Source organism: Candidatus Velamenicoccus archaeovorus, assembly GCF_004102945.1.
Lineage (GTDB): Bacteria > Omnitrophota > Gorgyraeia > Velamenicoccales > Velamenicoccaceae > Velamenicoccus > Velamenicoccus archaeovorus.
Genome location: NZ_CP019384.1, coordinates 1363022 through 1388744, shown reverse-complemented (window position 1 = coordinate 1388744; position 25723 = coordinate 1363022). Strand labels below are relative to the sequence as shown.

Annotated in this window: 23 protein-coding genes; 21 read left to right on the top strand and 2 right to left on the bottom strand. The window is 54.6% G+C overall.

The annotated features are described in order from the left end of the window. Positions 1 to 300: 300 nt before the first annotated feature. The 12 genes from BU251_RS06285 to BU251_RS06235 all read left to right on the top strand — a co-directional run bounded on the left by BU251_RS06285 (position 301) and on the right by BU251_RS06235 (position 9081). Positions 301 to 672 (top strand): ArsR/SmtB family transcription factor, encoded by a 372-nt coding sequence (locus tag BU251_RS06285; protein WP_128700206.1) that lies wholly within the window; start codon positions 301 to 303, stop codon positions 670 to 672. Then, the gene (locus tag BU251_RS09435; protein ID WP_164908893.1) at positions 656 to 805 is read left to right on the top strand and encodes a hypothetical protein; all 150 of its coding nucleotides are present in this window, start codon (positions 656 to 658) and stop codon (positions 803 to 805) included. Before BU251_RS06285 ends, BU251_RS09435 begins: the two co-directional genes overlap by 17 nt. Next, complete coding sequence (locus BU251_RS06280) at positions 796 to 1755, top strand: permease (RefSeq protein ID WP_128700205.1); 960 nt, start codon at positions 796 to 798, stop codon at positions 1753 to 1755. Before BU251_RS09435 ends, BU251_RS06280 begins: the two co-directional genes overlap by 10 nt. 145 nt (positions 1756 to 1900) lie before the next feature. Further along, complete coding sequence (gene corA, locus BU251_RS06275; RefSeq protein WP_128700204.1) at positions 1901 to 2875, top strand: magnesium/cobalt transporter CorA; 975 nt, start codon at positions 1901 to 1903, stop codon at positions 2873 to 2875. Positions 2876 to 2914: 39 nt separating this feature from the next. Next, positions 2915 to 3301, top strand: a complete 387-nt coding sequence (locus BU251_RS06270; RefSeq protein WP_128700203.1) for a DUF3568 family protein — start codon at positions 2915 to 2917, stop codon at positions 3299 to 3301. 467 nt (positions 3302 to 3768) lie between these two features. Then, positions 3769 to 4155: a DoxX family protein gene (locus BU251_RS06265; protein WP_128700202.1), complete on the top strand. Its 387-nt coding sequence runs from the start codon at positions 3769 to 3771 to the stop codon at positions 4153 to 4155. Between the two features lie 36 nt (positions 4156 to 4191). Continuing rightward, positions 4192 to 4437, top strand: coding sequence for a bacteriophage holin (locus tag BU251_RS06260; RefSeq protein ID WP_128700201.1), 246 nt, complete (start codon positions 4192 to 4194; stop codon positions 4435 to 4437). 98 nt (positions 4438 to 4535) lie between these two features. Continuing rightward, a complete protein-coding gene (locus BU251_RS06255) occupies positions 4536 to 5555 on the top strand; it encodes a hypothetical protein (protein ID WP_128700200.1) in 1020 nt (339 codons plus the stop codon). Positions 5556 to 5765: 210 nt separating this feature from the next. Further along, positions 5766 to 6443, top strand: a complete 678-nt coding sequence (locus BU251_RS06250; RefSeq protein WP_128700199.1) for a prepilin-type N-terminal cleavage/methylation domain-containing protein — start codon at positions 5766 to 5768, stop codon at positions 6441 to 6443. Next, positions 6430 to 7047 carry a type II secretion system protein gene (locus BU251_RS06245; protein ID WP_128700198.1) on the top strand — a complete coding sequence of 206 codons (618 nt, stop codon included), beginning with the start codon at positions 6430 to 6432 and terminating at the stop codon, positions 7045 to 7047. The genes BU251_RS06250 and BU251_RS06245 overlap by 14 nt, the downstream gene beginning before the upstream one ends. A gap of 8 nt (positions 7048 to 7055) precedes the next feature. Further along, a complete protein-coding gene (locus BU251_RS06240) occupies positions 7056 to 8786 on the top strand; it encodes a DUF4900 domain-containing protein (protein WP_128700197.1) in 1731 nt (576 codons plus the stop codon). 1 nt (position 8787) lies between these two features. Beyond that, a complete protein-coding gene (locus BU251_RS06235) occupies positions 8788 to 9081 on the top strand; it encodes a hypothetical protein (protein WP_128700196.1) in 294 nt (97 codons plus the stop codon). 75 nt (positions 9082 to 9156) lie between these two features. Here the strand turns inward: BU251_RS06235 and BU251_RS06230 are convergent, their stop codons facing one another. Beyond that, a complete protein-coding gene (locus tag BU251_RS06230) occupies positions 9157 to 9927 on the bottom strand; it encodes a sulfide-dependent adenosine diphosphate thiazole synthase (protein WP_128700975.1) in 771 nt (256 codons plus the stop codon). 275 nt (positions 9928 to 10202) lie between these two features. Between BU251_RS06230 and BU251_RS06225 the strand changes: the two genes are divergently transcribed. The 7 genes from BU251_RS06225 to BU251_RS06195 all read left to right on the top strand — a co-directional run bounded on the left by BU251_RS06225 (position 10203) and on the right by BU251_RS06195 (position 22182). Next, complete coding sequence (locus tag BU251_RS06225; RefSeq protein WP_128700195.1) at positions 10203 to 10958, top strand: polysaccharide deacetylase family protein; 756 nt, start codon at positions 10203 to 10205, stop codon at positions 10956 to 10958. Continuing rightward, positions 10933 to 12612, top strand: a complete 1680-nt coding sequence (locus BU251_RS06220; protein ID WP_128700194.1) for a phospholipid carrier-dependent glycosyltransferase — start codon at positions 10933 to 10935, stop codon at positions 12610 to 12612. The genes BU251_RS06225 and BU251_RS06220 overlap by 26 nt, the downstream gene beginning before the upstream one ends. Further along, complete coding sequence (locus tag BU251_RS06215) at positions 12609 to 14009, top strand: PIG-L deacetylase family protein (RefSeq protein WP_128700193.1); 1401 nt, start codon at positions 12609 to 12611, stop codon at positions 14007 to 14009. Before BU251_RS06220 ends, BU251_RS06215 begins: the two co-directional genes overlap by 4 nt. 273 nt (positions 14010 to 14282) lie before the next feature. After that, positions 14283 to 14483: a cold-shock protein gene (locus tag BU251_RS06210; RefSeq protein ID WP_128700192.1), complete on the top strand. Its 201-nt coding sequence runs from the start codon at positions 14283 to 14285 to the stop codon at positions 14481 to 14483. Positions 14484 to 14806: 323 nt separating this feature from the next. Further along, the gene (locus BU251_RS06205; RefSeq protein WP_128700191.1) at positions 14807 to 17932 is read left to right on the top strand and encodes a UvrD-helicase domain-containing protein; all 3126 of its coding nucleotides are present in this window, start codon (positions 14807 to 14809) and stop codon (positions 17930 to 17932) included. After that, on the top strand, positions 17929 to 20760 hold the full coding sequence (locus tag BU251_RS06200) for a PD-(D/E)XK nuclease family protein (RefSeq protein WP_128700190.1): 2832 nt from the start codon (positions 17929 to 17931) through the stop codon (positions 20758 to 20760). Before BU251_RS06205 ends, BU251_RS06200 begins: the two co-directional genes overlap by 4 nt. Before the next feature lie 147 nt (positions 20761 to 20907). Next, positions 20908 to 22182, top strand: coding sequence for a translocation/assembly module TamB domain-containing protein (locus BU251_RS06195; protein ID WP_128700189.1), 1275 nt, complete (start codon positions 20908 to 20910; stop codon positions 22180 to 22182). A 23-nt stretch (positions 22183 to 22205) separates the two neighbouring features. On the opposite strand, the gene ispH is transcribed toward BU251_RS06195, so the two are convergent. Then, a complete protein-coding gene (gene ispH, locus BU251_RS06190; protein ID WP_128700188.1) occupies positions 22206 to 23054 on the bottom strand; it encodes a 4-hydroxy-3-methylbut-2-enyl diphosphate reductase in 849 nt (282 codons plus the stop codon). 308 nt (positions 23055 to 23362) lie between these two features. On the opposite strand from ispH, the gene BU251_RS06185 reads away from it, so the two are divergent. Both BU251_RS06185 and BU251_RS06180 read left to right on the top strand, forming a co-directional pair. Further along, positions 23363 to 24226 (top strand): tetratricopeptide repeat protein, encoded by an 864-nt coding sequence (locus BU251_RS06185; protein WP_128700187.1) that lies wholly within the window; start codon positions 23363 to 23365, stop codon positions 24224 to 24226. 645 nt (positions 24227 to 24871) lie between these two features. Further along, positions 24872 to 25678: a sulfide-dependent adenosine diphosphate thiazole synthase gene (locus BU251_RS06180; RefSeq protein ID WP_128700186.1), complete on the top strand. Its 807-nt coding sequence runs from the start codon at positions 24872 to 24874 to the stop codon at positions 25676 to 25678. Positions 25679 to 25723 lie beyond the last annotated feature (45 nt).

Genomic DNA, 25723 nt, shown 5'->3' with positions numbered 1-25723 from the left:
AACGAGAAAAAAGAAGCCGCCGACCGGATCTGCCTGCTTGTCTTGAGACGAACAGGCAGGCGTGCCGCAGGAGCTTCGCAAATATCATATCGCTTGGCTGCCGTCTGCGCCAGAGGAGATTCCCATTTTTTTGACTCTGCGCGGCCTAAAGCTCCGTCCTTTAGTCCGGGGAATATGGGTTTACTGTTTTTCCGTCCAGGGGAGGAAGCCGGATGCGCCGTGTCTTTTTTTATCCTTGACGGCCGGCGCGGGCGTGTTATAATTATATAACAAAATGGTTATGCAATTTATGGGGACCCCATGAAAGACCTGGAGAAGATGTTCAAGGCCCTGGCCGACAAAAACCGCATCCGGATCATCAAGCTGTTGCAGAGGCGCCCCATGTGCGTCTGCGAGCTGGCCTATATCCTCGGCGTGACCCAGCCGGCCGTTTCCAGGCATTTGAAGAAACTCGGCGCGGCGGGCTTGGTGGCGAGCGCGCAGGATGGTTTTTGGACGAACTATCATTTGAGGAAGGCGGACGGGTATGCCGGGAGACTGTTGAAGGATCTCCAGGGCAGGCTGGATGACGATACCGACATTGTCCGGGACGCCGGGAAAATAAAACATGTCAACCGTACGGAGTTGTGCCGTTGCAAGAGGAAGGAGAGGCGTTATGGAAGAAAAAAATAAACAGCCCGAGGCAAAAAAGAAAGGATTCTGGTCGCGATGGTTCGAGGCCATGGACAATAAACTCCAGCAAAAGGCCCGGGCCGGCTGCTGCTGCCGCAAGGGCGACGCTAAGAAAGGCCCATCGTGCTGCTGAAGCTGGTGGATGTCGTGGTTTACGGGATCCTGGGGTTGGATCCGGCGACGCGCCTGGGAGGCGCGGCGCACTTCTTTGTGTATGATGCCGCAAAGATCCTGATCCTTCTTTTTTTCCTGATTTTTGTCGTCGGCGTCCTGAGGACATATCTGCCGCAGAAAAAGATCCGCCGCTGGATGGACAGAGAGGGCATAGGGGGGCATTTTTTTGCCGCGCTCTTCGGTGCGGTGACGCCGTTTTGCTCGTGTTCTTCCATCCCGTTGTTTTTGGGTTTTATGGAGGCGGGCCTGCCTCTCGGAGTCGCCCTTTCATTTTTGATCACCTCGCCTCTGGTCAACGAATATCTGGTCGTGTTGATGCTGGGCTTTTTCGGTTGGAAGATAACGCTGCTCTATGTGGCCAGTGGGTTGGCCATCGGCACAGTCACGGGTTTCATTCTTGGGAGGATGGGCCTTGAAAAATACCTCGTCAGCGACCTGGCCAGGCGCCGCGCCGAATGCGCCGAAGATCCTCCCTGTATTGTCTTCAGGGATAGGCTGGCCTACGGCTGGCGGGAATCGTCGACCATTGTCCACAAGATCTGGTTGTGGGTGTTGGCGGGAGTGGCGCTGGGGGCCTTGATCCATAATTATGTGCCCCAGGAGGCGGTCCATTCGATCATGGCCCGGACGGGATTTTTTTCCGTCCCCGTCGCGACCCTCCTGGGCGTGCCCATGTACGGCAGTTGTGCGGCGATCGTGCCGGTTGCCATCGTCCTTTTCCAGAAAGGCATTCCCCTGGGGACGGCATTGGCTTTTATGATGGCCATCGCGGCTTTAAGTCTGCCGGAGGCCGTCATGCTCAGACGGGCCATGCGGCTTCATCTCATCCTTGTCTTTTTCGGCCTGACCACCATCGCGATCATCGTTACGGGTTATCTGTTTAATTTCCTCCAGGGCGTTGTGTTATAAAGATGAAAGACGGGCTTGTCTTTGTGTAACGGCGCACAGCAGTTTCTCGCGCACAAATTTTTTCCATCGTTCCGTGATATCGCTTGACTCCCATTATCTTTGAGATTAGACTAAAAAAGAATCACAACCCCCGCGAGAGGTCGATATGTTCGAAGTCTTTGCTTATCATCCGGACAAAGGGCTGCAGACGGACTTGACGGCTGAAGGAGTGGCAGAAGTTATCAAGGACAGCCGGACGCTTTTGTGGCTGGATCTGATGGACCTCGACGACGCGGACGTGGACCTGTTGACTTCCGTTTTTAATCTGCACCCTTTGACCGTCGAAGACCTGATTATGCCGAGCGCGCGGACCAAGGTCGAGAAATTCGCAGACTATATGTTTCTCGTCATGTTCGCCCTTGAGTCCCATGATGCGGGCTTGCACGGCAAGGTCAAGACTCTGGAGCTGGATTGCTGTCTCGGCAAGAACTATCTCATCACCTGCCATATGCAGCCCGTTCCGTCTTTGTCCGTCTGCAAAGACCGTATCAGGAAACAATCCCCGATCCTTCTGCAGGGCGCGGACATGCTGTTGTATTCGATCCTTGATTCTTGCGTGGATAGCTATTTTCCTGTGATCAATGATTTCGACAACTTGGTGGATGAGATGAGCGACGAGCTTTTCCGCGACCCGACCCAGGAGACGCTCAAGAAGATTTATCATCTCAAGAACGACGTCATATCGTTGCGCCGCACGATCGGCCCGCAAGCCGATGTCATCAGCCTGCTCCAGCGGGGCGATTTCGAATGGATATCGCCGTCCAATTCCGTTTATTTCCGCAACATCTACGACAACCTTATCCGTCTCAATGATATCGTGGGCACGTCGCGCGAGGTCATTGCGGGCGCGATGGAAGCCTATGTGTCGGTCGTCTCCAACCGTCTCAACGAGATCATGAAGACGCTGACGGTGATCGCGACCATCATGATGCCTCTGACCTTGATCGCCAGCATCTACGGCATGAATTTCAAGCATATGCCGGAGCTGAACCATCCTCTGGGGTATTACAGCGTTTTGGGCTTCATGGCCCTCGTCGGTATCTCGATGGTGGCGTATTTCAAACGCAAAAACTGGTTTTAGGCCGTTTTCTCTTTGTGCCGTCTTAAGAAAGGAGTTTTTATGTTTAAGAGGATATGGGGGATGTTGATCGTCGGCGTGGTTTCGGCACATCTGGCCGGATGCGTGGCTGTCGTTGCCGGAGCCGCAGGAGGGGCCGGGACAGCCACATGGCTCGGCGGCAAGCTTACCCAGCAGGTCAATGCTTCGTTCGCGAAGACTCAGAAGGCGACCAAGTCCGCCCTGGCCGCGATGAGACTGTTGGTCACCAAGGAAACCGTCAAGGAGGATGTCGTCCAGTTCGTGGGAGATTATACGGACGGAAGATCCTTCTGGATCGACATCCGTCCTGTGTCGACGACGGAGTCGCGCCTGGACATCCGTGTCGGCGTGCCCGGCGACAAAGATGCTTCGCGCAAGGTGCTCGACAAGATCCTGACGTATTTGTAAGGAGGAGCGCTTCGGTATAGGGCTTAACCCAGAAAGGGTAGGTCTCCGCATTCCACATAGAGGAGGACCTAACCCAGAAAGGGTAGGTCTCCGCATTCCACATAGAGGAGGACCTAACCCAGAAAGGGTAGGTCTCCGCATGCCGCAGAAAGCGGCATACCGACTCATCCGATAGAGTCGGGTAACCACATAGCGGAGGGTCTAACCCAGAAAGGGTAGGCCTTCGCAATACCAAATAAGCGAAGGGCCTAATTTTGCCGGAGGCGGAAGGATTTTTAAAAGAAAGACCCCTGGCCAAAACGTCCGCCACTAGTTCTTCGGCGGACGCCCGCCGACGCAGTGGTGGCGGGCGCTTGTCCATTTCACTCACAAACGCCAGAGGCGTTCATGAAATGGACTGGCGCAGGCTCGCCTGCCCGGCGGGCAGGCAGGGGTTAATCCGCCAGAGGCGGAATTAAGGAGGTTTTATGGAAATGGTCAAGAAACAGGCCCATTGGTTTTTGCGGTTGGCCATTGCCGCTGTTTTTCTGTTTCACGGTTTGACCAAATTCCCGACTATCTCCATATTTGCTTCTATGATGAAGCTCCCATGGCTTATCGCCCTGGCTGTTCCCGTATGCGAAACCATGGGATCGGTTTTGATCCTTATCGGCGGTTGCGTCAACGACCGGGGGTGGACGACGCGCGTGGGGAGTCTCCTCATTATTCCCGTGATGGCGGCCGCTATCTACATGATCCATTGGGGACAATGGAGTTTTTTGCCTTCATCATCCCATCCGATGGGCGGCATTGAATTTCAGACGGTGCTTCTGGCGGTGTTGTTCTATCTGTTGATCAAGGGGAAAGACGCATAACCTGGGCCGGTTGCATAGACCAAAAGGAGAAATGCCATGAAGCTTAATGTGAAAGCTTTCGGGTTAGCGGCGGGCATCGTCTGGGCCGTTGGGGTTTTTCTGATAGCGATCCTTTGTATGCTGACCGGCTGGGCCGTGGGGTTTGTGGCCCTTCTTTCCGGGGCCTATGTCGGTTATAATCCGACGATCCTGGGGAGTTTGGTGGGCGCCCTATGGGCATTTTTTGACGCCTTGATCGGCGGTCTGCTGTTTGCCTGGCTTTACAATAAACTCATAAAATGAAGGCTGTGGCCGCGGCTTTTTGTTTTGAAGCGACAGATGCCGTAAGCGGCAGAAGGGCCGTCCTCTTCCAAGGGCGGCCTTTTCTGTTTTGAAAATCCATGTCCAGGAGAGATTTTTCCCCTTCGCAGGAGGAGAGGCGCATAGCCGAAGATTTCCGCCGCATCGCCGCAACGGTCCCGTTGCCGGACAGCCACAAGCTTTTTATTTTGCAAGTCTACGGCGGATTGAAACCTTCGGGGACTTTTGACGGTTTGCCGCAGACGGATATGACGGCGATCAGGAACCTGGCGGTTCTTTTGAAGCGCCTATTTTTGTATTATCGGGTGCTCCGGCTTGGGAAGAATGTTAAGATCATTTTTTCCCGCAGGCGTCAAGACGTCGAAAGGTTGTTCGATATTCACGACGGAGTGTTTCGGCGGCGCCGGCATGTCCGTGAGTACGGCCGCCTCCTGGGATACCCGTCGTGTTGTGTCGCGAGGTTCAGGGCCCAGGGTAATCCCTGGTCTTTCATTTGCGATGTCGAAGACTATCTTGGGCGGTTCCCGTCTTCTTCTTATGCAAGCCGGCTTTATTGGCAGCCGGACGCACGCCTGAACCGTTACGCCGGCCACCCCTTGATATTTCACTGGCCCTGTCGTTTAGACTGTCCTTCTTCCATAGAGCTGGCAGATAAGGTTCTTTCCTTCTATGAGTCTTATCGGCCAGGCCTTGCGCAAAAACTCATGTCCGGTCTGGCAGCGCCTGTTCTTGTTTTCCGGTCAGGGAATTACGTCAGGTTTTCTGTCTCCATGCGCCGCGGCACGATCCGATACGCGGCCGTAAATTGTGTTACTCCGCTCTTGCTGGAAACAGGGGCCCTGGGGCCGGAAGATGAAAAAGTCCTCAGGATCATGCGGACCATCGAGGCAGGGAACAGGATTTCCTTCAACGGGCGCAGTTTTACGGTTTGTCTCAACGGCCGCTCCATCCTCGAAGTGAATTTTTCCGACAGGTTTTTCTGCTTTTTAGATTTTAATCCCCCGGCCGGAATTCCCCGGTCTCGGCGGCCTGCCCCGCCTTCGGCAGGGCAAGGCCAGGGCCGGAGATGCCCGCCGCTAAAGATCGGCGGGTCCGCCTAAGTTGTAGTGGCGGAAATGCGGTTGTCTTTGGGAGGGAATCCTCCGTGGGGTTCCAGGAGACTGGCAGGGGGGATGAGGCTTGTATGAGAATGCGCAGTTTTTTGCGGAGGCCCGCCGGGATCCCGGGTCTTCTTATGGAGATTATTCGAGAAGCGGGGCCTGCGGGCGATTGGCATTGTAACACAACGGCAAAAATTATATAATTTATATATGGAGAGAAAAGATTTTTTCGATAGGGCGGACTCTCCGGGATCGGGACTGGAGGGGCGCGGCGGCGATGAGCGCGGGGGAGCAGCCGCGGTCTCTTGCGTCGGTGCAGGACGGGAGAAAAGGCTTTCTTCCCCGGAGAAGAAGCTTCGGGTTCCGGGTTCTGTTTCAAGTTTTTTGTGCTTTTTGCCGATGTCTCGGAAGAAAACAGAGGCGTCGCGCCGTTATCCGGCAGGGTTCACTCTGATAGAGGTCGTCTTGGCGTTGGCGATCCTTGCCGTGACGTTGTCGGGTCTGCTGTTGACGTATGTCAGCATGTTCGTCCTGACGGACATGCAGCGGGACCATGCCTTGGCCAGCAACAGCCTCCTGGCCAGGCTTGAAGAGATCAGGGCGATGGATTTTGACAGCATTCCTGCGGCCGCAGGCCCTTTTAATTTGACCGATTACGGGTTTCCAGCCAATCGGTCCAGCCGCGGGCGCGTGGAGGTGACCACCAGTTTTTCCGGGTATCCGGCAACGCTGACAAAGGTGCGTCTTGTCGCGTCTTATGCGACGCGGCTCAACAGGACTGTCGGGGAAGATAGGAATTTCAACGGGGCTCTGGATGTCGGTGAGGACGTCAACAACAACAGCCGTCTCGATTCGTCCGCAGAGGTGGTGAGTCTTGTTGCGAAGTAAAGTCTTTTTTCAGATTTTAAAGCACCGTCGCGGCCATACGCTGATCGAGCTGGTCGTGGTTTTTTGTATTTTTCTTATCATGTTTTCCATGTTCGCTCTCATTTTGAGGAATGCCGACAGGGATTGGGAGATCGGCAGGGGCAAGATCATCGAGAGCCGGGAGGCCCGGCGGGCAGGCGACAAGTTGTCGGGGCTGGTCAGGGAGGCGAACCCCGACTGGGTGATCAACGGCACGCATTATCCGGTGTCGATCACCAATAACACGCGCATTGATTTTTACCGTCCCATCTTTAACGCCTCCGGCATCGTGACGTCTTTGCAGAAGGTCACCTTTAAGCTCGATCCTGCCAATGCGTCGCGCCTCTTGATGAAGGAAGGGACGGCCGCCGAAACCGTGGCGGCAACGTCCGTAGAAAACTTTTTTGTCGATTGCGGCTGTTCGGGGTGCGCCGCGGTGACCGATGCCTGCCCGCGCGTCTTGATGGAAATAGAAACCAGGCGAGAGGCCGGTTTTGATTGGGAATCCCGAATAACGCTGCGCAATTTGAACATGACGGTTTCAGCCGGCACAACGGTTGAGGAGCCGGCCGAAGGCGAGTTTTAGAAGGAAAGATGAAAGAGGGAAAGATTATGGGAAAATACAAGAATGAAAAAGGAGTTGCGCTGGCCGCTGTCCTGATGGGGGTGGCCGTGCTTTTGGTCCTGGCGAGCATATTTTTTTCAAGCGCGCTGACCCAGAAGACGTCGGTGGATATCCAGAAATATGCGATGCAATCCCTGGCCTTGGCTGAGGGAGGGGCTGCGCAGGCACGGGCAGAGCTTAAAAAGCGTATCCGCGTGGATTTGAAAGGGAGGGTGGAAGACGATACCCAGCATTGGACGTCCTCCACCTTTTCGACATATGTGACAGGGAATAATTCCTTGGGTTTCTTGCAGGATTTTGCCTACGCGACGGGGCAGCCGCAATTCTCCGTATCCGGCGATACCGCGACATTGACGTTGACCGCGCCTGATCTTAACACGGGGATCAGCGGTAACTATACCTCGACGCTCATGGTGTCGTCCAACGGCGCGCCTACGAATCCTGCCCAGGATATATTTATTTTCCCTTATCTTTATACGATCAGCTCCCAAGGGTCCGTTTCGGCCGTGAATCCCCCTGTGCTAAAAACCATCCGCTTATGGCAGGGACAGTTTACCTTGACGGTCCTTCGGGCCAACTTTGCCAAATTTGCATTATTCACAAGCCACCACACCACGCCTTCGGGCACGACCGTCTGGTTTACGGAGAACACCAATTTTACAGGGCCTGTCTCGACGAACGAACGTTTCAGTTTTGCCAATAATCCGTCGGGGCATTTCTCGGATGAAGTCACTCAGCATGAAACCAAGGCCAGGTTTTACAACGAAGGGGCGTCCATCCTGCTGGATGCGGATGCCAATGGCACGAAGGACGTGCCTATCTTTGATGTGGGGTTTACGCGCGGCTACAGTTTGATCAATCTTCCTTCTACCGTGACGCAGAACGATCTCAAAACCCAGGCCCTGGGAACGATGTCCAATCCAGGTTCCGACGGGATCTATGTGCCGGAAAGCGACGGCGCCCTCACCGGGGGCATCCTGATCAAGGGGGATGCCGGAGTGACGATGAGCGTCGACGCAAGCGATAACGCCGTCTATACCATCACGCAGGGGTCGACGACGAAAAATATCACGGTCAACCGCACGGCTAACCAGACCACGGTGCAGACCGTCGGCGGCAGCACGTCGACGTATACGGGCCTGCCGGACGGCGTCGGCAACGAAGGGACATTGATTTATTCCTTGGACGATATCACGTCATTTTCAGGGACCGTGCAAAAAGATTCTTCCGTGACGGTGTCGGCCGAACGGGATATTGTTGTTTCCAACAATGTACGCTATGAGAAATATACGGCCAGTCCTTTGAGCGGGATCAATCCGGACACGGGCACGGCTGCCGACAACATGCTGGGCATCATTGCCTGGGGAGGCGATGTGCGCATCGGGACGAGCGCGCCGAACAACGTCGAGATCCACGGCATCATCATGGCGCCTCACGGGGAATTTACGGTGGATAGTTACGACTCGGGCGCGCCGCGCGGCACGGCCACGCTTTTGGGCGGCGTCATCACGGATTTTTACGGCGCGTTCGGCCAGTTCTCCGGGACGACGCCCATCCACGGGTACGGCCGCAATTTTGTTTATGATCCGCGCGTCCTGAACGGCAAGACGCCGCCGTATTTTCCTTATCTGTCTGGTTTTACGGCCCAGGACGATCAGCATATGGATGACAGATTGATCTGGGAAGGAGAAGGGGTCTGACATGAAAAGAACGTCTTTCAATTTATTGTTGATAGCAGGATGTGTTTTGGCGGTGGTCGTCCTGGCCTTGGCGCTTATCGCCTTCTGGATGGAAAAAAAGACGGGATATTCCCCGGTTGTAGCGTCGCCGGCCGATGCCCCTGCAAACATTCCGGCACATGAGGTTCCGGCTGTTGGTTCGGCGCCGGCCCAAGGGCAGGAAGTTCCAGAGGCCGCGCAAAGTCCAGAACAAGAGGAGGAACAACAGAAGACTGTTGAATATGACGGTATTGTCCGCGGTCCGATGACGATGTGAGAAGAGAGGTTTTGGAAGAGGAGGGCTGCGGCGCCCCGCCGGATGAAAAGGATATCCGGCGGGGCGTTTTCGTTTCTAGAGTTTCTTGAGGAGTTCTTCTGCAGCTTTTTTTCCCGACAGAAGCATGCCTCCGAAGATGGGGCCCATGCGGGGTCCGCCGAAAGCGGCGTTGGCGCACATGCCGCAGACATAGAGGCCCGGAGCCACTTCGCCGGTATTTTTGACGGTTGTCGCCTCGGCGATCTCGGCCCACATGGAGCCTTCGCCGGCGGCCCTTCCGGTTTTTGTCTTGAGGCGTATCCCGGATTTATTTTCGACGATATGGACGATTTGCGCGTCGTGGCCTGTGCCGTCGACGACATAGGAGGCGCGCATCGTGATGGGGTCTACGTGGAGCCGCGCCATTTCGACGGCCGTCCAGTTGAGGACAAGTCCGCAGACGCGGTTTTTCCTGATCATGACATCTTCGGCGCTCATGCAATTGAAGATGGCCGCGCCGGCTTTGAGGGCCTGCGCGCACAGCGTCGCCGTGGCTTCGATGGAATCCGCCAGATAGTAGCCGTTCTCCCAGAGGCGGCTGCGGATGCCGAATTCATCGAGGATCTTTTTGGCCTGTGCCTGGACGACGATCTCGTTGAACATGATGCCGCCGCCCCACATGCCTCCACCGACGGATAGCTTACGTTCGAAGATGGCGACTTTTTTGCCTTTTTTGGCGAGATAGTAAGCGCAGACCATGCCGGAGGGGCCGGCGCCGGCAATCGCCACATCTACGGAAAGGTGGTCGATCAGTTTTTTGCTGTAAGTGTCGATGATGGCCCTGGAAATCTTGATTTCGTCGATCATGCTTTTTCCTTTCTTCAGACGGATGATGATGTCATGGGGCGCCAGGTCTCCAGAAAGCCCGCGGCGCATGTTTGCATTTTAGCAAATCGGGGCCGAATGTAAAGAAGGGGCCGGAAAAATTTGGTTGTACGGCAGGACGGCTTTTGGTAAAGTATCTTCAATCCCTCGGCAGGGAATGCGTGCTGTCTTGGGAGAGAACCTCTGGATTCGTCCTGTTCATGGCAGGCCCGGAGGATTCCACTGAATTTTAACCGGATGGACGCGGAGAAGCGACTATGAGACGCATCATCAGGATAGGGATTGTTCTTATATTTCTGGCCGCTTTGGCGACGGCGGTTTTTGTTGTTTTCTTTGACCAGGCCGTCCTTGTGCGCAAGGGGACGATCTATCATGAGCGGGTCAAAGAAAAGGTCGTCGCCCTGACGTTTGACGATGGTCCGTCTCCCCTGTGGACCCCCCGGATCCTTGACGTGCTCAAGGATGCCGGCGTCAAGGCGACGTTTTTCATGCTGGGTGAGCACGTCAAAAAGTATCCCGATGTCGCCAGGCGCGTGGCCCGTGAGGGGCACACGATCGGCAACCATACCTACGATCACCATGTCCTTCTGTATTATCACCCTCAAGAGCTGGAGAGCGAGATCCGCCGCACAGAAGATATCATTAAGGAGGTGACGGGCGTGCGGACGCAGTATTTCCGGCCGCCGAAAGCATGGATGACGCCGTCTGAAAAGCGCCTCGTGAGATCCATGGGCTATGAGATCATCCTTTGGTCCTTGAATTCCAAGGATTGGGTGACGTTTGACGATAAATATATGATCAAGTATTTGATGCATCACGTGCGGCCGGGAGATATCATCCTGTTTCACGACAGCGGCGGGGTTTTTAGCATCGAGGGGGGAGACAGGGACGAGACGGTCCTGGCGGTCATGAGGCTGATCGAACGTCTCAAGGAGAAGGGGTGGAGGTTCGTCACGGTCGATGAGCTGGTGAAGATGAGGTTAAACGATGCCCAAAATTCCGGTAAACATTAAATTTGTCTCGATTCTTTTGGTTTTAGGGTTTGTTTTTTTGATGGCAGGCAACGGGCTATTGAGCCTTACCAATCCCGACGAAGTTTTTTATGCCCAGACCGCCAGGGAAATGCAGCAGCAGCACAGCTGGATGACGCCGTATCTTTTCGGCTCGCCCCAGTTTGAAAAACCCATCATGACCTTCTGGCTCCTGCGTCTGAGCTTTGACGTTGCCGGAGCGACCCCTTTTGCTGCGAGGTTTTTCCCCGCGTTTTTCGGCATCGCCGGCGTCGTCGCACTTTATTATCTTGGATGGTTAGGTTTCCGTGATGGGCGCAAGGCCTTCGTGTCGGCCGTCGTCCTTATGTCCTGCGGCCTCTACGTCGGGCTTTCCCGCACGGTTTTTACGGATTTGATTTTTACGGTCTTTATTCTCTTGTCTCTTTTGGCGTTTTGGTGGGGATATGCGGTCGAAAAGAGGCGGCAGATAGGGTGGGTCCTGTTTTTTGCGTTTTCCGCTTTGGCGGTCCTTACCAAGGGCCCGCTGGGTCTTATCATTCCTTTGTCGGCCGTCTTGCTGTTCCTGATTTTGCGCAGGGAATTCCGCCTGGTTGCCGGCGGTGGATTCCCGCTGGGGTTGGCGCTCTTTTGCCTGTTGGCGCTGCCATGGTATGTCTTTATGCTCAAGACCTATGGCAATGTCTTTGTCCATGAATTTTTTTACAACGATCACTGGCGGCGCCTGGTCGAAGCCGAACATCCGGCGGCCGACAGATGGTATTATTATCCTCTTTCGACTGTCGGCAGCATGTTTCCCTGGAGCCTTTTTTTTGTCGCAGCGTTTGCCGGATTTGTCAAAAAGCTGCGCCAGGCGCCGCCGTTCTTCTGGTTCCTTTTGAGCTGGGTCGCTGTGGTCTTCGTTATCTTCCAGGTTGCGCATTCCAAACTGACGAGCTATGTCTTTCCTTATTTTCCGGCCCTGGCTTTGATGACGGGATGTTTCCTTGAGGAGACGCACTGCGTGCGTCTCCTCAAGGAGGTGCCGGCGCGCGGCCCGAAAGCCCTGTATCTTGCGACTGGCATTTTCTGTCTTGCATTTCCCGTGGGCATGGTTGTGGCATCGTCCAGGTTTCCGCAATATGTCACCGACCGTACGCCCGTCCTTATTTTCGCCGGCATCCTGGCGGCTTACCTGGTTGTCTACATAATCTCAAGCGCCCGTCGGCGTTTTTCGTGGAGTTTCTGGATGACCGCGGCCTTCCTGCCTCTTTTATTGGTTTTTGCCCTTTCCATGAGTCCGCATTTTGAGTCTTATGTCTCTTCGAGGGAGGCAGGCCGCTATCTGAGAGAGAAGGCCGATCCGGGCGCGCCTGTCCTTTGCTCGAAGTTCTTTGCGCGCGGCATACGGTTCTATACGGACAGGCAGATCGCCGTCATCGATATCAACGGCGATGGATATTTCAGCCCCCATCCGGTGGAATATCTCAACACCATCGAGGCCTTGCGGGATTATCTCAAAAAAAGGCCTGAGACTTACGCGGTTTTGCGCAAGGACTATGTGAACGGCCTTGGCCGCCTCATGGGCGATGAATACCGTCATGACGTTCTCTACGTGGCCGGCGACGAACATATCGTCCGGATTCAGCCGAAGGGACAAGGGGCAGGGAAGATATGATTCTTTTTCGCAAGGCATTCCTGGTTTTTTTCGTTTACCTGTGGACGTGTCTTCCGGCGGCGCCCATGGCCGCCGGCGCCTCATCCGAGGAAGCCCTCCCCCCATTTTTGCCCGTAGACAGGGTTTTGATCCTGGCGCCCCATCCGGACGATGAGGCCATCGCAACAAGCGGCGTTATTCAACGCTGCCTCCAGAACCATGTCCCCCTCAAGATCGTTTATTTCACCAACGGCGATAACAATGAGTTGTCCTTTGTTGTTTATGAGAAGCGCCTGGTGTTTCGCAAGAAGGCCTTTGTGTACATGGGCGAGGTGCGGCGCAAGGAGGCCGTCCGGGCCATGAAATATCTCGGCCTCGGCGAAGAGAACCTGACGTTTTTGGGATATCCCGATTTCGGGACGATGGAGATCTTTATGCGGTATTGGAATCCCGCCAAGCCGATGCGCAGCATGCTGACACGGGTGACGGCGGTGCCGTATAAAGACAGTTTTTCTTTCGGCGCGCCTTATGCGGGTCCCAGCGTGATCAAAGACCTTAAGAAAGTCATTATGGATTTCCGGCCGACAAAGATATTTGTCTCTCACCCTGCTGATACGAACAGGGACCATCGGGCCCTGAACCTATTTTTGCGCGTAGTTCTTTGGGACCTGGAGGGTACGATCGATCCGCCGCAGGTGGATACTTATCTGGTGCACGTCGTGCGCTGGCCGATGCCGAGAGGATTCCGTCCGTCGCTGGAACTCTCGCCGCCGGCAAACCTCGCAGACGTCGGCATCAAGTGGCAGAAATTGGCATTGACCGATAAGGAGGTTTGGAACAAGAGGCAGGCTATTTCTTGTTACAGGAGCCAGTTGGCCTACGCCCCGTCTTATCTCTATACATTTGCCAGGAAAAATGAACTTTTTGATGATCTTCCGGATATCCACGTTTCCTGCATAGATGCCTCGTCGATCCAATGGCAGGATGTGCGTATCTATCCGGAAATGGACGAGGCAGTTGAAGAAGAGAGAGAGATCTCAAGCCTGAGTTACGGCGTCAAGGGGCGGGATCTCATGGTCCGCCTGACGCTCCGGCACAGATTCAACAAGAACCGCGGCATCTTTCTGTATCTTTTCGGTTACCGCAAAAATGAGGATTTTGCCGAGATGCCGAAGATCCGGATCAGCGTGGGTATGCGGGGGGTCCAGGTCTGGGACAAGCTGAGGAGGCTGCGCACTAAAGATGTGACGCTGGCCTACGAAGGCAAGTCGCTGATCGTCAAGATCCCCTTGACCCTTTTGGGCGGCCCCGACCGTATTTTGGCTTGCGCCAAAACAAGTTCCAAGGATCTGCCGCTCGACAATACGGCCTGGCGGGTCGTCTTTTTGGATAACGGCGTCCCCGATCGCCGGTTTTAAAAAAGCGACCGGATCCCCAAGGGCATGCGAGACAAGATTTTCTTGACAGAGGGGATGTTCCGTCGTAATATTTTTCTGTTTACCCCGTTAGAGAAAGCCGCCGTCGGCAAGAGACCGCCAGAGAACAAAGTTCTTTAACGGGGTTTAGTAGTAAATAAAGGAGTGGAAGGTGTTGGAAAGCAGTTTTGCACGACCGTGTTCCCTGCCGTTATTTACTATCTATGAGCCGTAATGATCCAGGAAAAAATTTGTAAGAAAGGAGGGTAGTAGATAATGGCAAAAGGAAAAGTAAAATGGTTCAGCAACCAGAAGGGCTACGGATTCATCACTCCTGAATCTGGCAAGGATGTCTTCGTGCATTACAGCGCCATTCAAGGCGAAGGATATAAGACCCTCGAAGAAGGCCAGGAGGTTGAGTTCGAGATCGAGCAAGGTCCTAAGGGCGAGCAGGCCACAAACGTTCGCAAGGCTTAGCGTCGGTTCGGTAAATCCAGAGGGCCCGGTAGAAATACCGGGCCCTTTTTTTAATGAGGTCGTTGTTGCGGCGGATAAGCCGCAACACGTCTTGCGACGCCCGCCGAGATGGTGAGGCTCGCCGAGGTCGAAGCGCTTCCTTTGTTTTTTTATTTAGGTTAAGCGAGACGGGACATGCAGAAGGCGTAAGCTGAGTGAATATAAGTCGTCGGCCGTCCGCCGAAGAAGTGGTGGCGGACGCAGTAGTGGCGGGTGGATCAATCGGATCATATCCTTTATCTGTGTGCTTGCAGGTCGGCCCACAAGTGTCTATAATAAATCAAATGCCCATCCAAAATCCTCCCAAAGAACGTTTTCCAGAGGTTCGTATTGTCGAAGCTTCCGCAGGTTCCGGAAAGACGTATGCGCTGGCCGCCAGATATGTTGAGCTTCTTTTTTTGTCCGGCGGACGGCAAGAGATATTCCCCCTCAAGCACATCCTAGCGGTCACCTTTAGCAATAAGGCCGCCATCGAGATGAAGGAGAGGATCCTCCTTCTCCTGAAAAAGATCGCCCTCGGCCGGTTTGACAGCGAAGACGAGAAGAAGGCGCTTTTGTCTGGACTCGGCGTCGCCGAAGACGAGGCTTGCGTCCGTGCTTTTGCCGTCATGGATCAGATCATCAAAAATTATAATTTTTTCCAGATCCAGACCATCGATAGTTTCATTAATGCCATCCTTTGCGGATGCGCGTTCAGATTAGGGCTGTCGGCGCGCTTCAAGATCAAGACGGAGTTTGAAGACTACCTGGCTTACGGCGTCGACGCGCTCGTGGACCGCGCGTCCCACGACAAAAGGGTGGAGAAGGCCCTTCTGGATTTTCTTCATCAGTATCTTTATCTGGAGAACCGCAGCGGCTGGTTTCCCAAGAAGGACATCCTGGGTGTTGCCAGCGACCTCTATGCGAGGACCAACCGCACCGGCGGCACCTTTGCGCCCCTGAAAGGGGGTCTGGCGGATGTCGCCAGGCTTAAACAGGATATTCTGGCGGATATGCGCAAGCTGCACCGCAGCCTCCCGGAAGGCGTGCATGCGTTGTTTTCCAGGAAGTTAGAAGAATTTCTCGCCCGTCCCCGCTCGGGCTTTGCCATCCAGGAGTTGTCGGATTTCTTTGCGCGTGAAGATTTCCCGGCCAAGAAAGAGAGCCGTGTCCCGGCAACCGTCCAAAGATTATGGCAGAAAATACGGCAGGATATCCGGCGGGCGGCAGAAGCGGAGGCGATCCTTGTTTTCGGCCCCTATATTTCTATTTTTCATATGGTTTCGGAGGATGTCCGCGTCCTGGCCGCCAAGGAAGACATTCTTTTTTTGGAAGAGCTCAATCGGCAGGCCCATGTGCTTCTCGATGAAAGGAAGATCGATGTCCCGGAACTCTACTACCGGCTGGCCACGCGCCTGAAACATTATCTTGTCGATGAATTCCAGGACACGAGTCCCTTGCAGTGGGTCAACATCCGCGGGATGGTCCGCGAGTCTTTGTCGGTCGGCGGATCGCTCTTTTATGTTGGAGACAAAAAGCAGGCGATCTACCGTTTCCGCGGTGGCGATGTGTCGCTTTTCGACGCCGTGGCCCGCGAACTGGATGCTTTCGGTTCCCGCAAGGAATTTCTGCGGCACAATTTCCGGAGCCGGCGCCAGATCGTCCTTTTTGCCAACAGGATTTTTTCGGCGCAGAACCTCAAGCGTTTCTTGCAAGACCTCAGAAGCGGCAGGACGAAATTCCCCATGACGCAAGAGGGCGAAGAGGCGGTCTACCGGGTATTTGAAGAGGTTGAGCAATTCCCGGTTTCTTCCAGGGAGGGGGGGTGTGTGCGCGTATGGCATCTTGAGGTGTCTTCCCAAGATGAGAAAAACGAGCGCACGGCCGAAAAACTTATCGCGCTTCTTGTTGATCTTGAGAAACGCTTTGCCCGCTCCGATATCGCGATCCTGGTGCGTGAAAATGAAGATGTCGAGACGATCTCCGAATGGTTGATCGCCGCGGACATCCCCGTCGAGTCGGAGAAGACCCTGGATATCCGCAACAACGCCCTGATCAAGGAGCTCGTTTCGTTCCTGAAATTCCTCCAGTCTCCGATCGACAATCTTTCCTTCGCGTCTTTTATTCTCGGCCGGATATTTCAGGCGGTAAGCGGGATAGGGGAAGTGGCCCTTCACGATTTCTTTTTCCGTCTCCGCGAGGCACGTGAAAAAAGGGCCGGGATCTATTTTTACAGGGAGTTCCGGGAGCGTTTCCCGGAGGCGTGGGAGGATTTTATCGAGGAATTCTTCCGCAATGTCGGTTATGTGCCTTTGTACGAGCTTGTCATCAGCATCCTGCGCAGGTTCCGTTGCTTGGAGATTTTTGGCGACGAACAGGCGTTTTTTATGAGATTTTTGGAATTGATCAAAGAGGCGGAAGAAGACCACGGTCCATTGGCTTCTTTTCTGGAATTCTTCGAAACGGGCCGGGCAGAGGTTTTCTACGTGCGTCCGCCCAAGACGGATGCGGTCAAGGTGCTCACCATCCACAAGGCCAAGGGGTTGGGGTTCCGGGTGTGCATTTTGCCATTCCTGGAGATGGCGGTCAAGGTACCAGGCGTCTTGGCATCCGCTGGCGATGACAAGATGAGCTTGATCCGCCTTACGGAGAAGTCGCGGATGTTTTCGCCTCTTCTGGAGGAGGCGTTTTGCGGGGAATACGGCCGTTGTTTTATCGACGAATTGGACAGTGTTTATGTGGCGTTGACGCGGGCGAAGGATGAGCTCTATATTTTTGTCCCCCGCGTCGGCCGCCGTCCCAATTTTGCGGCGGGTCTCCTGGGAAACGCCGATGTTGAAGAAGGGGAGCCTTTGCCGGAGACAAGGGTTGAGGCCGCGACGAAGGCTGGGTTTCCCGAAGACATTCCGCCGACTCCCTACCAGGATTGGATCCATTACTTGAAAGACGAATTTGTGGATAGTGCCATGATCCGGCGCCGCCGCGTGCTGTTGAAAGGCGAGGTCGTCCATAAAATTCTTTCTTATATCGGGGATTTGAGCGGTAAGGATCCCAAGAAGATCCTGGATTTGGCCGTGCGCAAGGCGAGCCTGGAGTTTCCTGATTTCGATGAGATGGAGGCATGCGGTTCGCTTGCGGCCCGCCTGGTCGAGGCCGCCGCGTGCCGGCCTGTTTTTTATCCTCAAGGGCGCGAAGTCCTGGTTGAAAAAGAAGTGATCGACCGCCTGGGGCGCACCAGGCGCATTGATCGCCTCTTGGCCGGGCCGGACGAGTGCTGGGTCGTCGATTACAAGATGTCTGACGAAGAGGTGGAAAAAGGGCGCCAGCAGGTTAGCGAGTATATGGGGCTTGTTTCTGAGATTTTCAGCGGCCGGCGCATCAGGGGGTTTTTGGTTTTTTGCGACACCGCGAGCATAGAAGAGGTTTTATGAAGAATGTGATCACCTATGATTTGGGCGATCGTTTCATCGACAAGCTGGCCGATGATATCGTCGCCGCCTATGCGCCGGCCGCCTGGCCCCGCCTGGCCTTTGTCTTCGGCGGGCGCCGGCCGCAGCTTTTCTTCCAAAAGGCGTTGGCTGAACGCGTCGGCCAGGCGAGCTTTTCGCCGCGGTTCTTCACCATCGATGAATTTATGGAACATCTCGTATCCCGGGATGAAGGGTTCAGCCGTTTGAACGATCTGGAGGCGTGTTTTGAGATCTATAGGACTGCTCAAAAAGAATCCCCGTTCCTTTTGGAGGGGCGCAACGAATTCTGGCGTTTTCTGCCGTGGGCCGGCGAGGTCCTCGGCTTCTTCGAGCAACTTGATCTGGAGGACATTCAGAATCCTTCTTTGAAGGATGTGGCCGCCCATGCAGATATCGGTTACGACGTCCCCGAGAGCATCAATAAGCTTTTGGGACAGCTTTATCTCCTGCGGGAAGATTTTCACCGGAAGATGAAAGAGGCCCGGGCCTACAGCCGCGGGTTTGTTTATCTTCTGGCGGCGCGCAAGGCGGCAGGGGCGCGGCTGGATGATTTCGAGAGGATCTTTTTCTGCAATTTCTTTTATCTCCACCGGACCGAAGAAATAGTGATGCGCGCCCTCCATGAGCAAGGACGTTCGACAATGGTCTTTCAGGGCCGGGCCGGCGAATGGAGTGTTCTGGAAAGGCTTTCATCGGTTTTCGGCGTCCCCATTGAACCTCCAGTGGCCCCGGCCCGCAGGCCTCAGGTCAGGATCAGCTGCGGTTTTGACCTGCATTCGCAGATCGGCATGGCGCGTCAGGCATTAAAAGAATGCGGCGACTACCGCCATGCCCTTGTCGTGCTTCCCGAGCCAGCGACCCTTGTGCCGTTCCTTTCCGAGATCGCTTCTTTTGTCGGCGATTTCAATGTGTCCATGGGGTATCCGGTCTCCCGCAGTTCCCTTTATTTCCTTCTTGACCTGATTTTCCGCGCCCAGGAGACCCGTAAGGGCGAGGGCTATTACGTTAAGGATTATCTTGGCGTGTTAGGCCATCCTTTGGTCAAGAACCTCCAATGGGGCATTGAAGCGGCTGCAACGCGCGTCCTGGTCCATAAAGCCGAAGAGATACTGGCAGGCACGATCCAGACGTCTCTGGGCGGAAGCCTGTTTATCGATCCTAAAGACCTCTTTGATGAAGAGGGGCTTTATGCGGGCGCCGCGGCGATGCTCGAAAGGATGGATTCCGGCACCAAGAAAGCCGATCTCAAAAAGGCCTTCGCCGGCCTGCACAAGCTCCTTTTCGGCAACTGGGAACATGTAGCGACGTTTGCGGATTTCGCAGCCGTCCTTGAGGATTTTCTCGACGCCCTCCTGGAAAAGAGCCCCCTGGAAAAATATCCCCTTAATCTCAAGATCGTCGAGCAGCTGCACGCCATGTGCCGCCAGATGGCCGGGGCTGCATTCTGTCGCGAGCATTTCCCCCGGGAGGAGATCCTCCGTATTTTTAAAGCGCGTCTGCAAGAGCAGATGGTTTCTTTTTCCGGATCTCCTTTGAAAGGTCTGCAGATCCTGGGGCTCTTTGAAACGCGCTCCCTGGGTTTTGACGATGTCTTTATCCTGGACGCCAATGAGTCCGTCCTGCCCAAACTCAAAGTATACGAACCTTTGATCCCCAGGGATGTCATGATCCAGTTGGGATTGAACCGGCTGGAGAAGGAAGAGGAGATCCAGCGTTACCAGTTCATGCGCCTGGTGGCTTCGGCAAGACGGGCCCACATTTTTTATCAGGAGCGGGACACCTGCGAAAAAAGCCGTTTTGTGGAGGCCCTGGTCTGGGAAAAGGAGAAGGAGGAAAAGGACATCGGCGTCCTTCGGCCTTCGGCCGGGGCATTCCGCATCAGGGTGACGCCGCTTGAGGCGCATGCCAAGAAACAGAAGGCCCATACAGCTTTTCTTAAAGAAATGTGCTTTTCCGCCTCAAGCATCAACACCTACATGAACTGTCCTTTGCGGTTTTATTACCAGTATGTGCTGGGGCTGCAGGAAAAGGAAGGGGTTTCAGAGGAGCTGGAGGCCTCCGATATCGGCACCTTCCTGCATTCTTTTCTGGAGAGGGTCTTTGCACCCTTTGTCGGCCGCAAGCCTGTGGTGAACAGTGCGTTCCGCAAGATTTTTTTTGAAGAGCTTGACAGGAGTTTTGAGGCCGAATTGCGCAAAAGAATGCGCTCGGACGCTTTTCTCGTCCAGGAGGTCATCCGTTTCCGTATGGAGCGGTTCCTTGAAAATGAGGCCAAGAGAGGGATAAAAGAAATCGTCGCCTTGGAGAAAGAAGTGGCCGGCGATGTCCGGCTGGATGGCGAGGGTTTTCGTTTCAAAGCCCGGATCGACCGGGTGGATCGACTCGATGACTCAAGCCTTCTCGTCGTCGATTATAAGACGGGTTCCGTAGACCGGATGCCGGCCAATCCCGGAAAACTTGAGAATTTTCCTTTTGAGCGCAGGGCCATTCGCAAGGCCGTCAAATCGTTCCAACTGCCGATTTATTTTTATCTCATCCAAAACGCAGCCGGCGCCGAAGCGCTGAATGCCGGTCTCTACCATTTGAGGGATGCGTCGAAAGACGGCGGGATCAGGACCCTTTTTGACGAAACGGAAACCATGGAAGATCGGGCGCGCGGGATGTCTTTCTACCTAAAGGCCCTGGAGGCCGTCATGCGGGAATTGTTGGATCCCGTCGTCAATTTTGAAGCAGATCCGTCCGATGCTCCTTATTGCCGGATGTGCCCGTTTTCCTATTTGTGCCGCTAGGCTTAATGTGCAACGAGCGCAGTCTTGGGGTAACGGCTGCCAAATGATCAAACACGGTTTTTATTTTTTGTTGGGTGATTGGATTTTGGTGCTTGGTTATTGCTTGGTGATTGTTTCTTGGAGTTTGCTTATTCCGTTTGGAGTTCTATGAGAAAGAAAATATTTACGATATTGGGGATTTTTACATCCGTGCTTGTCGTTTTTTCTGTTGTATGCCTTTGGTGGCTCTTGTTGACGCGCTGGGGCGCTTCTTTTGTTGTCCGGAGAGTCGTCCGGGACATCATGGGCGCCGCCGACTATAAGATCGCCGGAATCGACGGTTCGCTCGGCAGACACCTGGTGATCAAAGATCTGGAAATCAGCCGTTTCAAAGGGCGCCTGCCGCAGGATCTCATCGTGAGGATTTCCAAGATCGATGTGTTTTTCAGCGTTCCGTTTCCGAAAGGGCTCAATGTCGAGATCCATAACGGCCGCCTGATCCTTCCTGATTCCGGGAATGTCGTCCTCGATGGCGCGTTGCAGGATGGCGTTTTTGAGGGGGATGTTTTTGGTAAGGACATCCATCTGGGAGATGTGCGCCGTTTTGCGCCCGCCGTCAAGGAGCTGGCGGATCTGCGGGGTCTTGTGGACCGCCTGGAATGCCGCCTGAAGGTTTCAGCGCAACGGTTCGCCGTCGAAGGAAAAGCCCATGTGGCGGAAATCCAGGGGAGCCGTTTTGTCCTTCAGAATTGTCCTTTGGGATTTCTGTGGGAATATGCGAAATCGAACGGATCTTGGGCTTCTGTCGGTATTTATGGCGGGCAACTCGAGCTGCCTCATGCCGCTATTGTCCTGAAACCCGGCCGCATCATCCTGGCCGACGGCCCGCGGGATGTGCGGTTGGATCTTAGAGGTTTTTCGCAGGTGGAAAATGTTTCCATCTCGATTCGTCTTCAGGGGACCCTCAAAGAACCGAAGCTCAGGTTTGATTCAGATCCTTCCATGCCCCAGGAGCGGCTTCTGGTGATGCTTTTGACAGGCAAAAGCTGGCAAAGCGCCGAGAAGTCTTTGTCCGAGGGAGGGGTGTCTGCAGATTTGATCAAAGATACGCTGGATTTCTTGTTTTTCGGCGGGAAGGTGACTGATTTGGCCCATGCCTTGGGGGTAAGCGATATCCATCTGGAGATCGACCAGAACAAGAAAGGGGTCGGCCTGGGGACGCAAATAACGACGCGAGCCAGGTTGAATTATACCGTTTCACAGGAAGACGGCAGCAGCGGCAATGTTTCCATGACCCAAAAGGCGGCATTGGTCTATAAGGTGGCCGATCATCTGTCCGTTGAGGGTGAAAAGGAGATGCGTTCCCAGGAGAGTGTCACGAATACGACGCAGCTGCCAGAAACTAACGACGCCGTCTTTTTGAAGTACAAGCAGAATTTTTGAGAAGAAGACCGCAAGGGCCTAGTTCAGGCAGAGAGGGCGCGGAGGCGCGTGATCACTTGTTGAGTCGTTGAGTCCGGTGTCGATGCCCCTGTCGTGATCCCGATGGATGAAATACCTTTCAGCCAGCGGGGACGGATGTCTCCGGCGGACCTGACCCAATAGGTGCGCGGGTTGAGTTTCCTGGCGATCTCAAAAAGACGCCGCGTGTTGGCGCTCGCGCCGGAACCAATGATGATCGCGACATCGTTCTTCAAGGGGATGGCCTTGATTTCTGCTTGTTTGACCCTGGTCGGCGCGCAGATGGTGTTGAAGAATTTCAAATCCCGCACTTTCGAGGCGATCAGCTGCAATATGCCGAGCGCGTTTTCTTCGTCTTGCGTGGATTGAATGACCACCGCGGCTTTTTTGATCTTTGGAAAAGGCAGGCGGGCCGCGGCCCCGACAGAAGAGACGACAAAGGCCTTTGTCTTGAGCTGGCCCTTGATGCCGCGGACTTCGTCATGTTTTTTATCTCCAATGATGATGATCCTGCGCTTTTCCTGCTCCATCCTGCGCGCAATCCTGTGAATCTCCTTGACCATGGGGCATGTCGCATCCACGACGATGTAGCCGAGTTTTTGAGCGCGCTTAAAGACGGATGCCGACAGCCCGTGGGCGCGGATCACGAGCGTCTGTCCGCGGTTTTTGCGCAGCGTCCTGATCTTTTTTACTCCGGTTCTCTCCATCATGGCGATGACGTCTTCGTTATGGACGATATCGCCGAGCATCCGCACGTCCTTGTGTTTTGCCGTGGTCTTGAGGGCGATGGTGATGGCCCGGCGTACGCCGAAACAGAAGCCGGCTGATTTGGCAAGATTGATCTTTATGGCCATAGCTGGCTCTCCATATGCCTTGTTGCAGGTCGCATGAACAATAAACCTATCATATCATCTCACAGTGCTGGAAACAACACATGTCCGAAGGAAGACGTGTGAGGCATGCGACGATTTATCTATTGTCCATCGCCTGGTATTTGTTACAATGGGTTCAATCCCTCGGCAGGAAATGCAGCACTGTCTCGGGAGGGAACCCCCGGGAAGGCGCTGTGAGGATCATTCAGGAGACTGTTTGAAACAAGAAGGGAGAGTCCGGCTCGCCTTGGCTAAGGCAGGCCCGGAGGATTCCACAAAGAGAGGATGGAATGACGAAGCGTATCCTATCGGTTGTGTCTGCGGCTGTTTTTATATCGCTATGCGGATCTGCCGCGGCGACGGACTGGAAGGATATTCATGAAAAGGCCGACAAGACTTCTCTCCCCGAAGCCGTCGCTTATCAACAGAAGAATCCGCAATCCCAGGAGGCCCTGTATCTTTTGGGTATCGTTCTTCTGAATGAATACAAGGTCGATGAGGCCGAAAGCGTCTTTAAGCGGATGCTTCAGGCCGATCCCCAGAGTATCGAGGCCCGCTGGGGACAGGCCGAGGTGTTGCGCCGGCGCCATGAGGTGGATAAGGCCGAAAAGATCCTTGAAGAGATCATCCAAAAGGATCCTGAATTTTCTCCGGCCTACATCACGCTGGCCTATATGATTTTCGACAAGCGGGAATATGGCCGCTCGATTTCTTTGGCCTCGAAGGTCATCAGACAGGGGCGACAGAAAGTAGACCTGACGAATTATGCGCGGGCCTACCTGACGATCGGAGGCGCCAAGGCGATGCTGGCCGACGAAGGAGGGATCTTCTCCAAGCTTTTCCAGGGCACGCAGATATTGGGGTATCTCAAGAAGGCGCAGGAGCTTACGCCCCATTCCGCCGGCGTCCTCTTCGGATTGGGGAGCTTTTATGCGCTGGCGCCCGGCATTGCCGGCGGCGACGCCGAGAAGGGGCTGGCGCTCCTCAAAGAGACGATCGAGGTCGATCCGCGTTTCGCCGATGCCTATGCGCGCCTGGCGCAGATCTATTTCCGCCGTAACGAGGAAGACCTGGCCAAAAAATATCTGGCGGATGCCCAGCGGCTCGATCCTTTGAACCCATTGACCCAGCGCGTAGCGCGCGAACATAAATGAAGAGGTTATTTGTTGGCGCTTTCCTTGACAAAGGCGTCGTCCTTTGATAAGGTAAAGACACAATTCGGACGAGGGAGGTCGTGTATCGGCCTGAGAGTTCCGCAGGCTGTCGAAGCGTGCTTCGACGGCGCAGCGGATGACCTCATGAACCTGATTCCTGTTGCGCCCCGCTTCTAAAGGGGCCACGCAGGAATCCTGCGAAGCTAAAACGAAAGTGTTTTAGCGAAGCAGGACTGGGTAATGCCAGCGAAGGGAGGTAGACATGGACCATGTCTTTTGAGGACCCTGTTGCGCTTGGCAGCAGGGTTTTTTGTTTGTGAAGAGTGTTCGATGATGAGAAGGACAACTTAAGGAATAGGCGCTTATCCCTCGTCTCAACGTCCGCCACTAGTTCTTCGGCGGACGCCCGCCGACGCAGTGGTGGCGGGCGCTTGAAAATTTTTGCCAGGGTAGGCCGTCGGACGGCCATCCGGCAAAAATTTCCTTCGCAGACTCGGGATTAACCCTACAAGGGGGTAGGCCTTCGCAATACCAAATAAGCGAAGGGCCTAATTTTGTAACCCACAAGGGGTAGGCCTTCCCCATACCCCTAAGGGGAGGGCCTAAGGAAAGGGCCTGGTTATAGGCAAAATTAAGGAGACTCGTATGACATTTTATCCTGTGAATGAAGCGCGTATCACGCGTGCCATATCGTCGGAATTCCTGCAGGAATTCGACGGACATATCGAAAGCGATGTTGTGATCGTCGGAGCCGGCCCCAGCGGTCTTGTGGCGGCGCGGGACCTGGCGCGGAGCGGCTTGAAGACCCTGGTGGTCGAGAGCAACAATTATCTCGGCGGCGGTTTCTGGATCGGCGGGTATTTTATGAATACCCTGACATTCCGCAGTCCCGGAGAAGAGATGCTGGATGAGTTAGGTGTCGGATACAAAAAAATCGAAGAGGGGTTGTATGCGGCCAAAGGTCCTGAGGCGTGTTCCAAGCTGATTGCCGCGGCATGCGACGCAGGGGTGAAATTCCTCCAAATGACGAAGTGCGACGATGTGGTTTGTCGTCAGGGACGCGTGGAGGGCGTGGTCGTCAACTGGGCGGCCGTATCGGCCCTGCCGCGGGCGATCACCTGTGTCGATCCTGTCGCCTTGGAGGCGAGGGTTGTCGTAGATGCGACCGGGCACGATGCGCGTGTCTGTCAGGCTTTGCAGAAGAGAGGGATTCTGTCCTACGGCGAGTGCGGGGCCATGGATATCGTCGCTTCCGAAGATGCGCTCGTGGAAAAGACAGGAGAGGTCTATCCGGGTCTTTATGTCTGCGGTATGAGCGTGGCCACAGTTTTTGCCATTCCCCGTATGGGACCGACGTTCTCCGGGATGCTGTATTCAGGAAGGAAGGTTGCCGGGCTCATTAAGGATAAGATTGCGGCCGGGGCGGCAGACGTTTGTACCGTTAAGGCCTGATCCGCAGGTTTGTATCGGTTATCAATGAAAACCAGGCGCCGATGT

Coding starts and splice junctions, on each gene's coding strand:
- BU251_RS06285 (WP_128700206.1), top strand. CDS start 301: ATGAAAGACCTGGAGAAGATGTTCAAGGCCCTGGCCGACAAAAACCGC.
- BU251_RS09435 (WP_164908893.1), top strand. CDS start 656: ATGGAAGAAAAAAATAAACAGCCCGAGGCAAAAAAGAAAGGATTCTGG.
- corA (WP_128700204.1), top strand. CDS start 1,901: ATGTTCGAAGTCTTTGCTTATCATCCGGACAAAGGGCTGCAGACGGAC.
- BU251_RS06270 (WP_128700203.1), top strand. CDS start 2,915: ATGTTTAAGAGGATATGGGGGATGTTGATCGTCGGCGTGGTTTCGGCA.
- BU251_RS06265 (WP_128700202.1), top strand. CDS start 3,769: ATGGAAATGGTCAAGAAACAGGCCCATTGGTTTTTGCGGTTGGCCATT.
- BU251_RS06260 (WP_128700201.1), top strand. CDS start 4,192: ATGAAGCTTAATGTGAAAGCTTTCGGGTTAGCGGCGGGCATCGTCTGG.
- BU251_RS06255 (WP_128700200.1), top strand. CDS start 4,536: ATGTCCAGGAGAGATTTTTCCCCTTCGCAGGAGGAGAGGCGCATAGCC.
- BU251_RS06250 (WP_128700199.1), top strand. CDS start 5,766: ATGGAGAGAAAAGATTTTTTCGATAGGGCGGACTCTCCGGGATCGGGA.
- BU251_RS06240 (WP_128700197.1), top strand. CDS start 7,056: ATGAAAGAGGGAAAGATTATGGGAAAATACAAGAATGAAAAAGGAGTT.
- BU251_RS06235 (WP_128700196.1), top strand. CDS start 8,788: ATGAAAAGAACGTCTTTCAATTTATTGTTGATAGCAGGATGTGTTTTG.
- BU251_RS06230 (WP_128700975.1), bottom strand. CDS start 9,927: ATGATCGACGAAATCAAGATTTCCAGGGCCATCATCGACACTTACAGC.
- BU251_RS06225 (WP_128700195.1), top strand. CDS start 10,203: ATGAGACGCATCATCAGGATAGGGATTGTTCTTATATTTCTGGCCGCT.
- BU251_RS06220 (WP_128700194.1), top strand. CDS start 10,933: ATGCCCAAAATTCCGGTAAACATTAAATTTGTCTCGATTCTTTTGGTT.
- BU251_RS06215 (WP_128700193.1), top strand. CDS start 12,609: ATGATTCTTTTTCGCAAGGCATTCCTGGTTTTTTTCGTTTACCTGTGG.
- BU251_RS06210 (WP_128700192.1), top strand. CDS start 14,283: ATGGCAAAAGGAAAAGTAAAATGGTTCAGCAACCAGAAGGGCTACGGA.
- BU251_RS06205 (WP_128700191.1), top strand. CDS start 14,807: ATGCCCATCCAAAATCCTCCCAAAGAACGTTTTCCAGAGGTTCGTATT.
- BU251_RS06200 (WP_128700190.1), top strand. CDS start 17,929: ATGAAGAATGTGATCACCTATGATTTGGGCGATCGTTTCATCGACAAG.
- BU251_RS06195 (WP_128700189.1), top strand. CDS start 20,908: ATGAGAAAGAAAATATTTACGATATTGGGGATTTTTACATCCGTGCTT.
- ispH (WP_128700188.1), bottom strand. CDS start 23,054: ATGGCCATAAAGATCAATCTTGCCAAATCAGCCGGCTTCTGTTTCGGC.
- BU251_RS06185 (WP_128700187.1), top strand. CDS start 23,363: ATGACGAAGCGTATCCTATCGGTTGTGTCTGCGGCTGTTTTTATATCG.
- BU251_RS06180 (WP_128700186.1), top strand. CDS start 24,872: ATGACATTTTATCCTGTGAATGAAGCGCGTATCACGCGTGCCATATCG.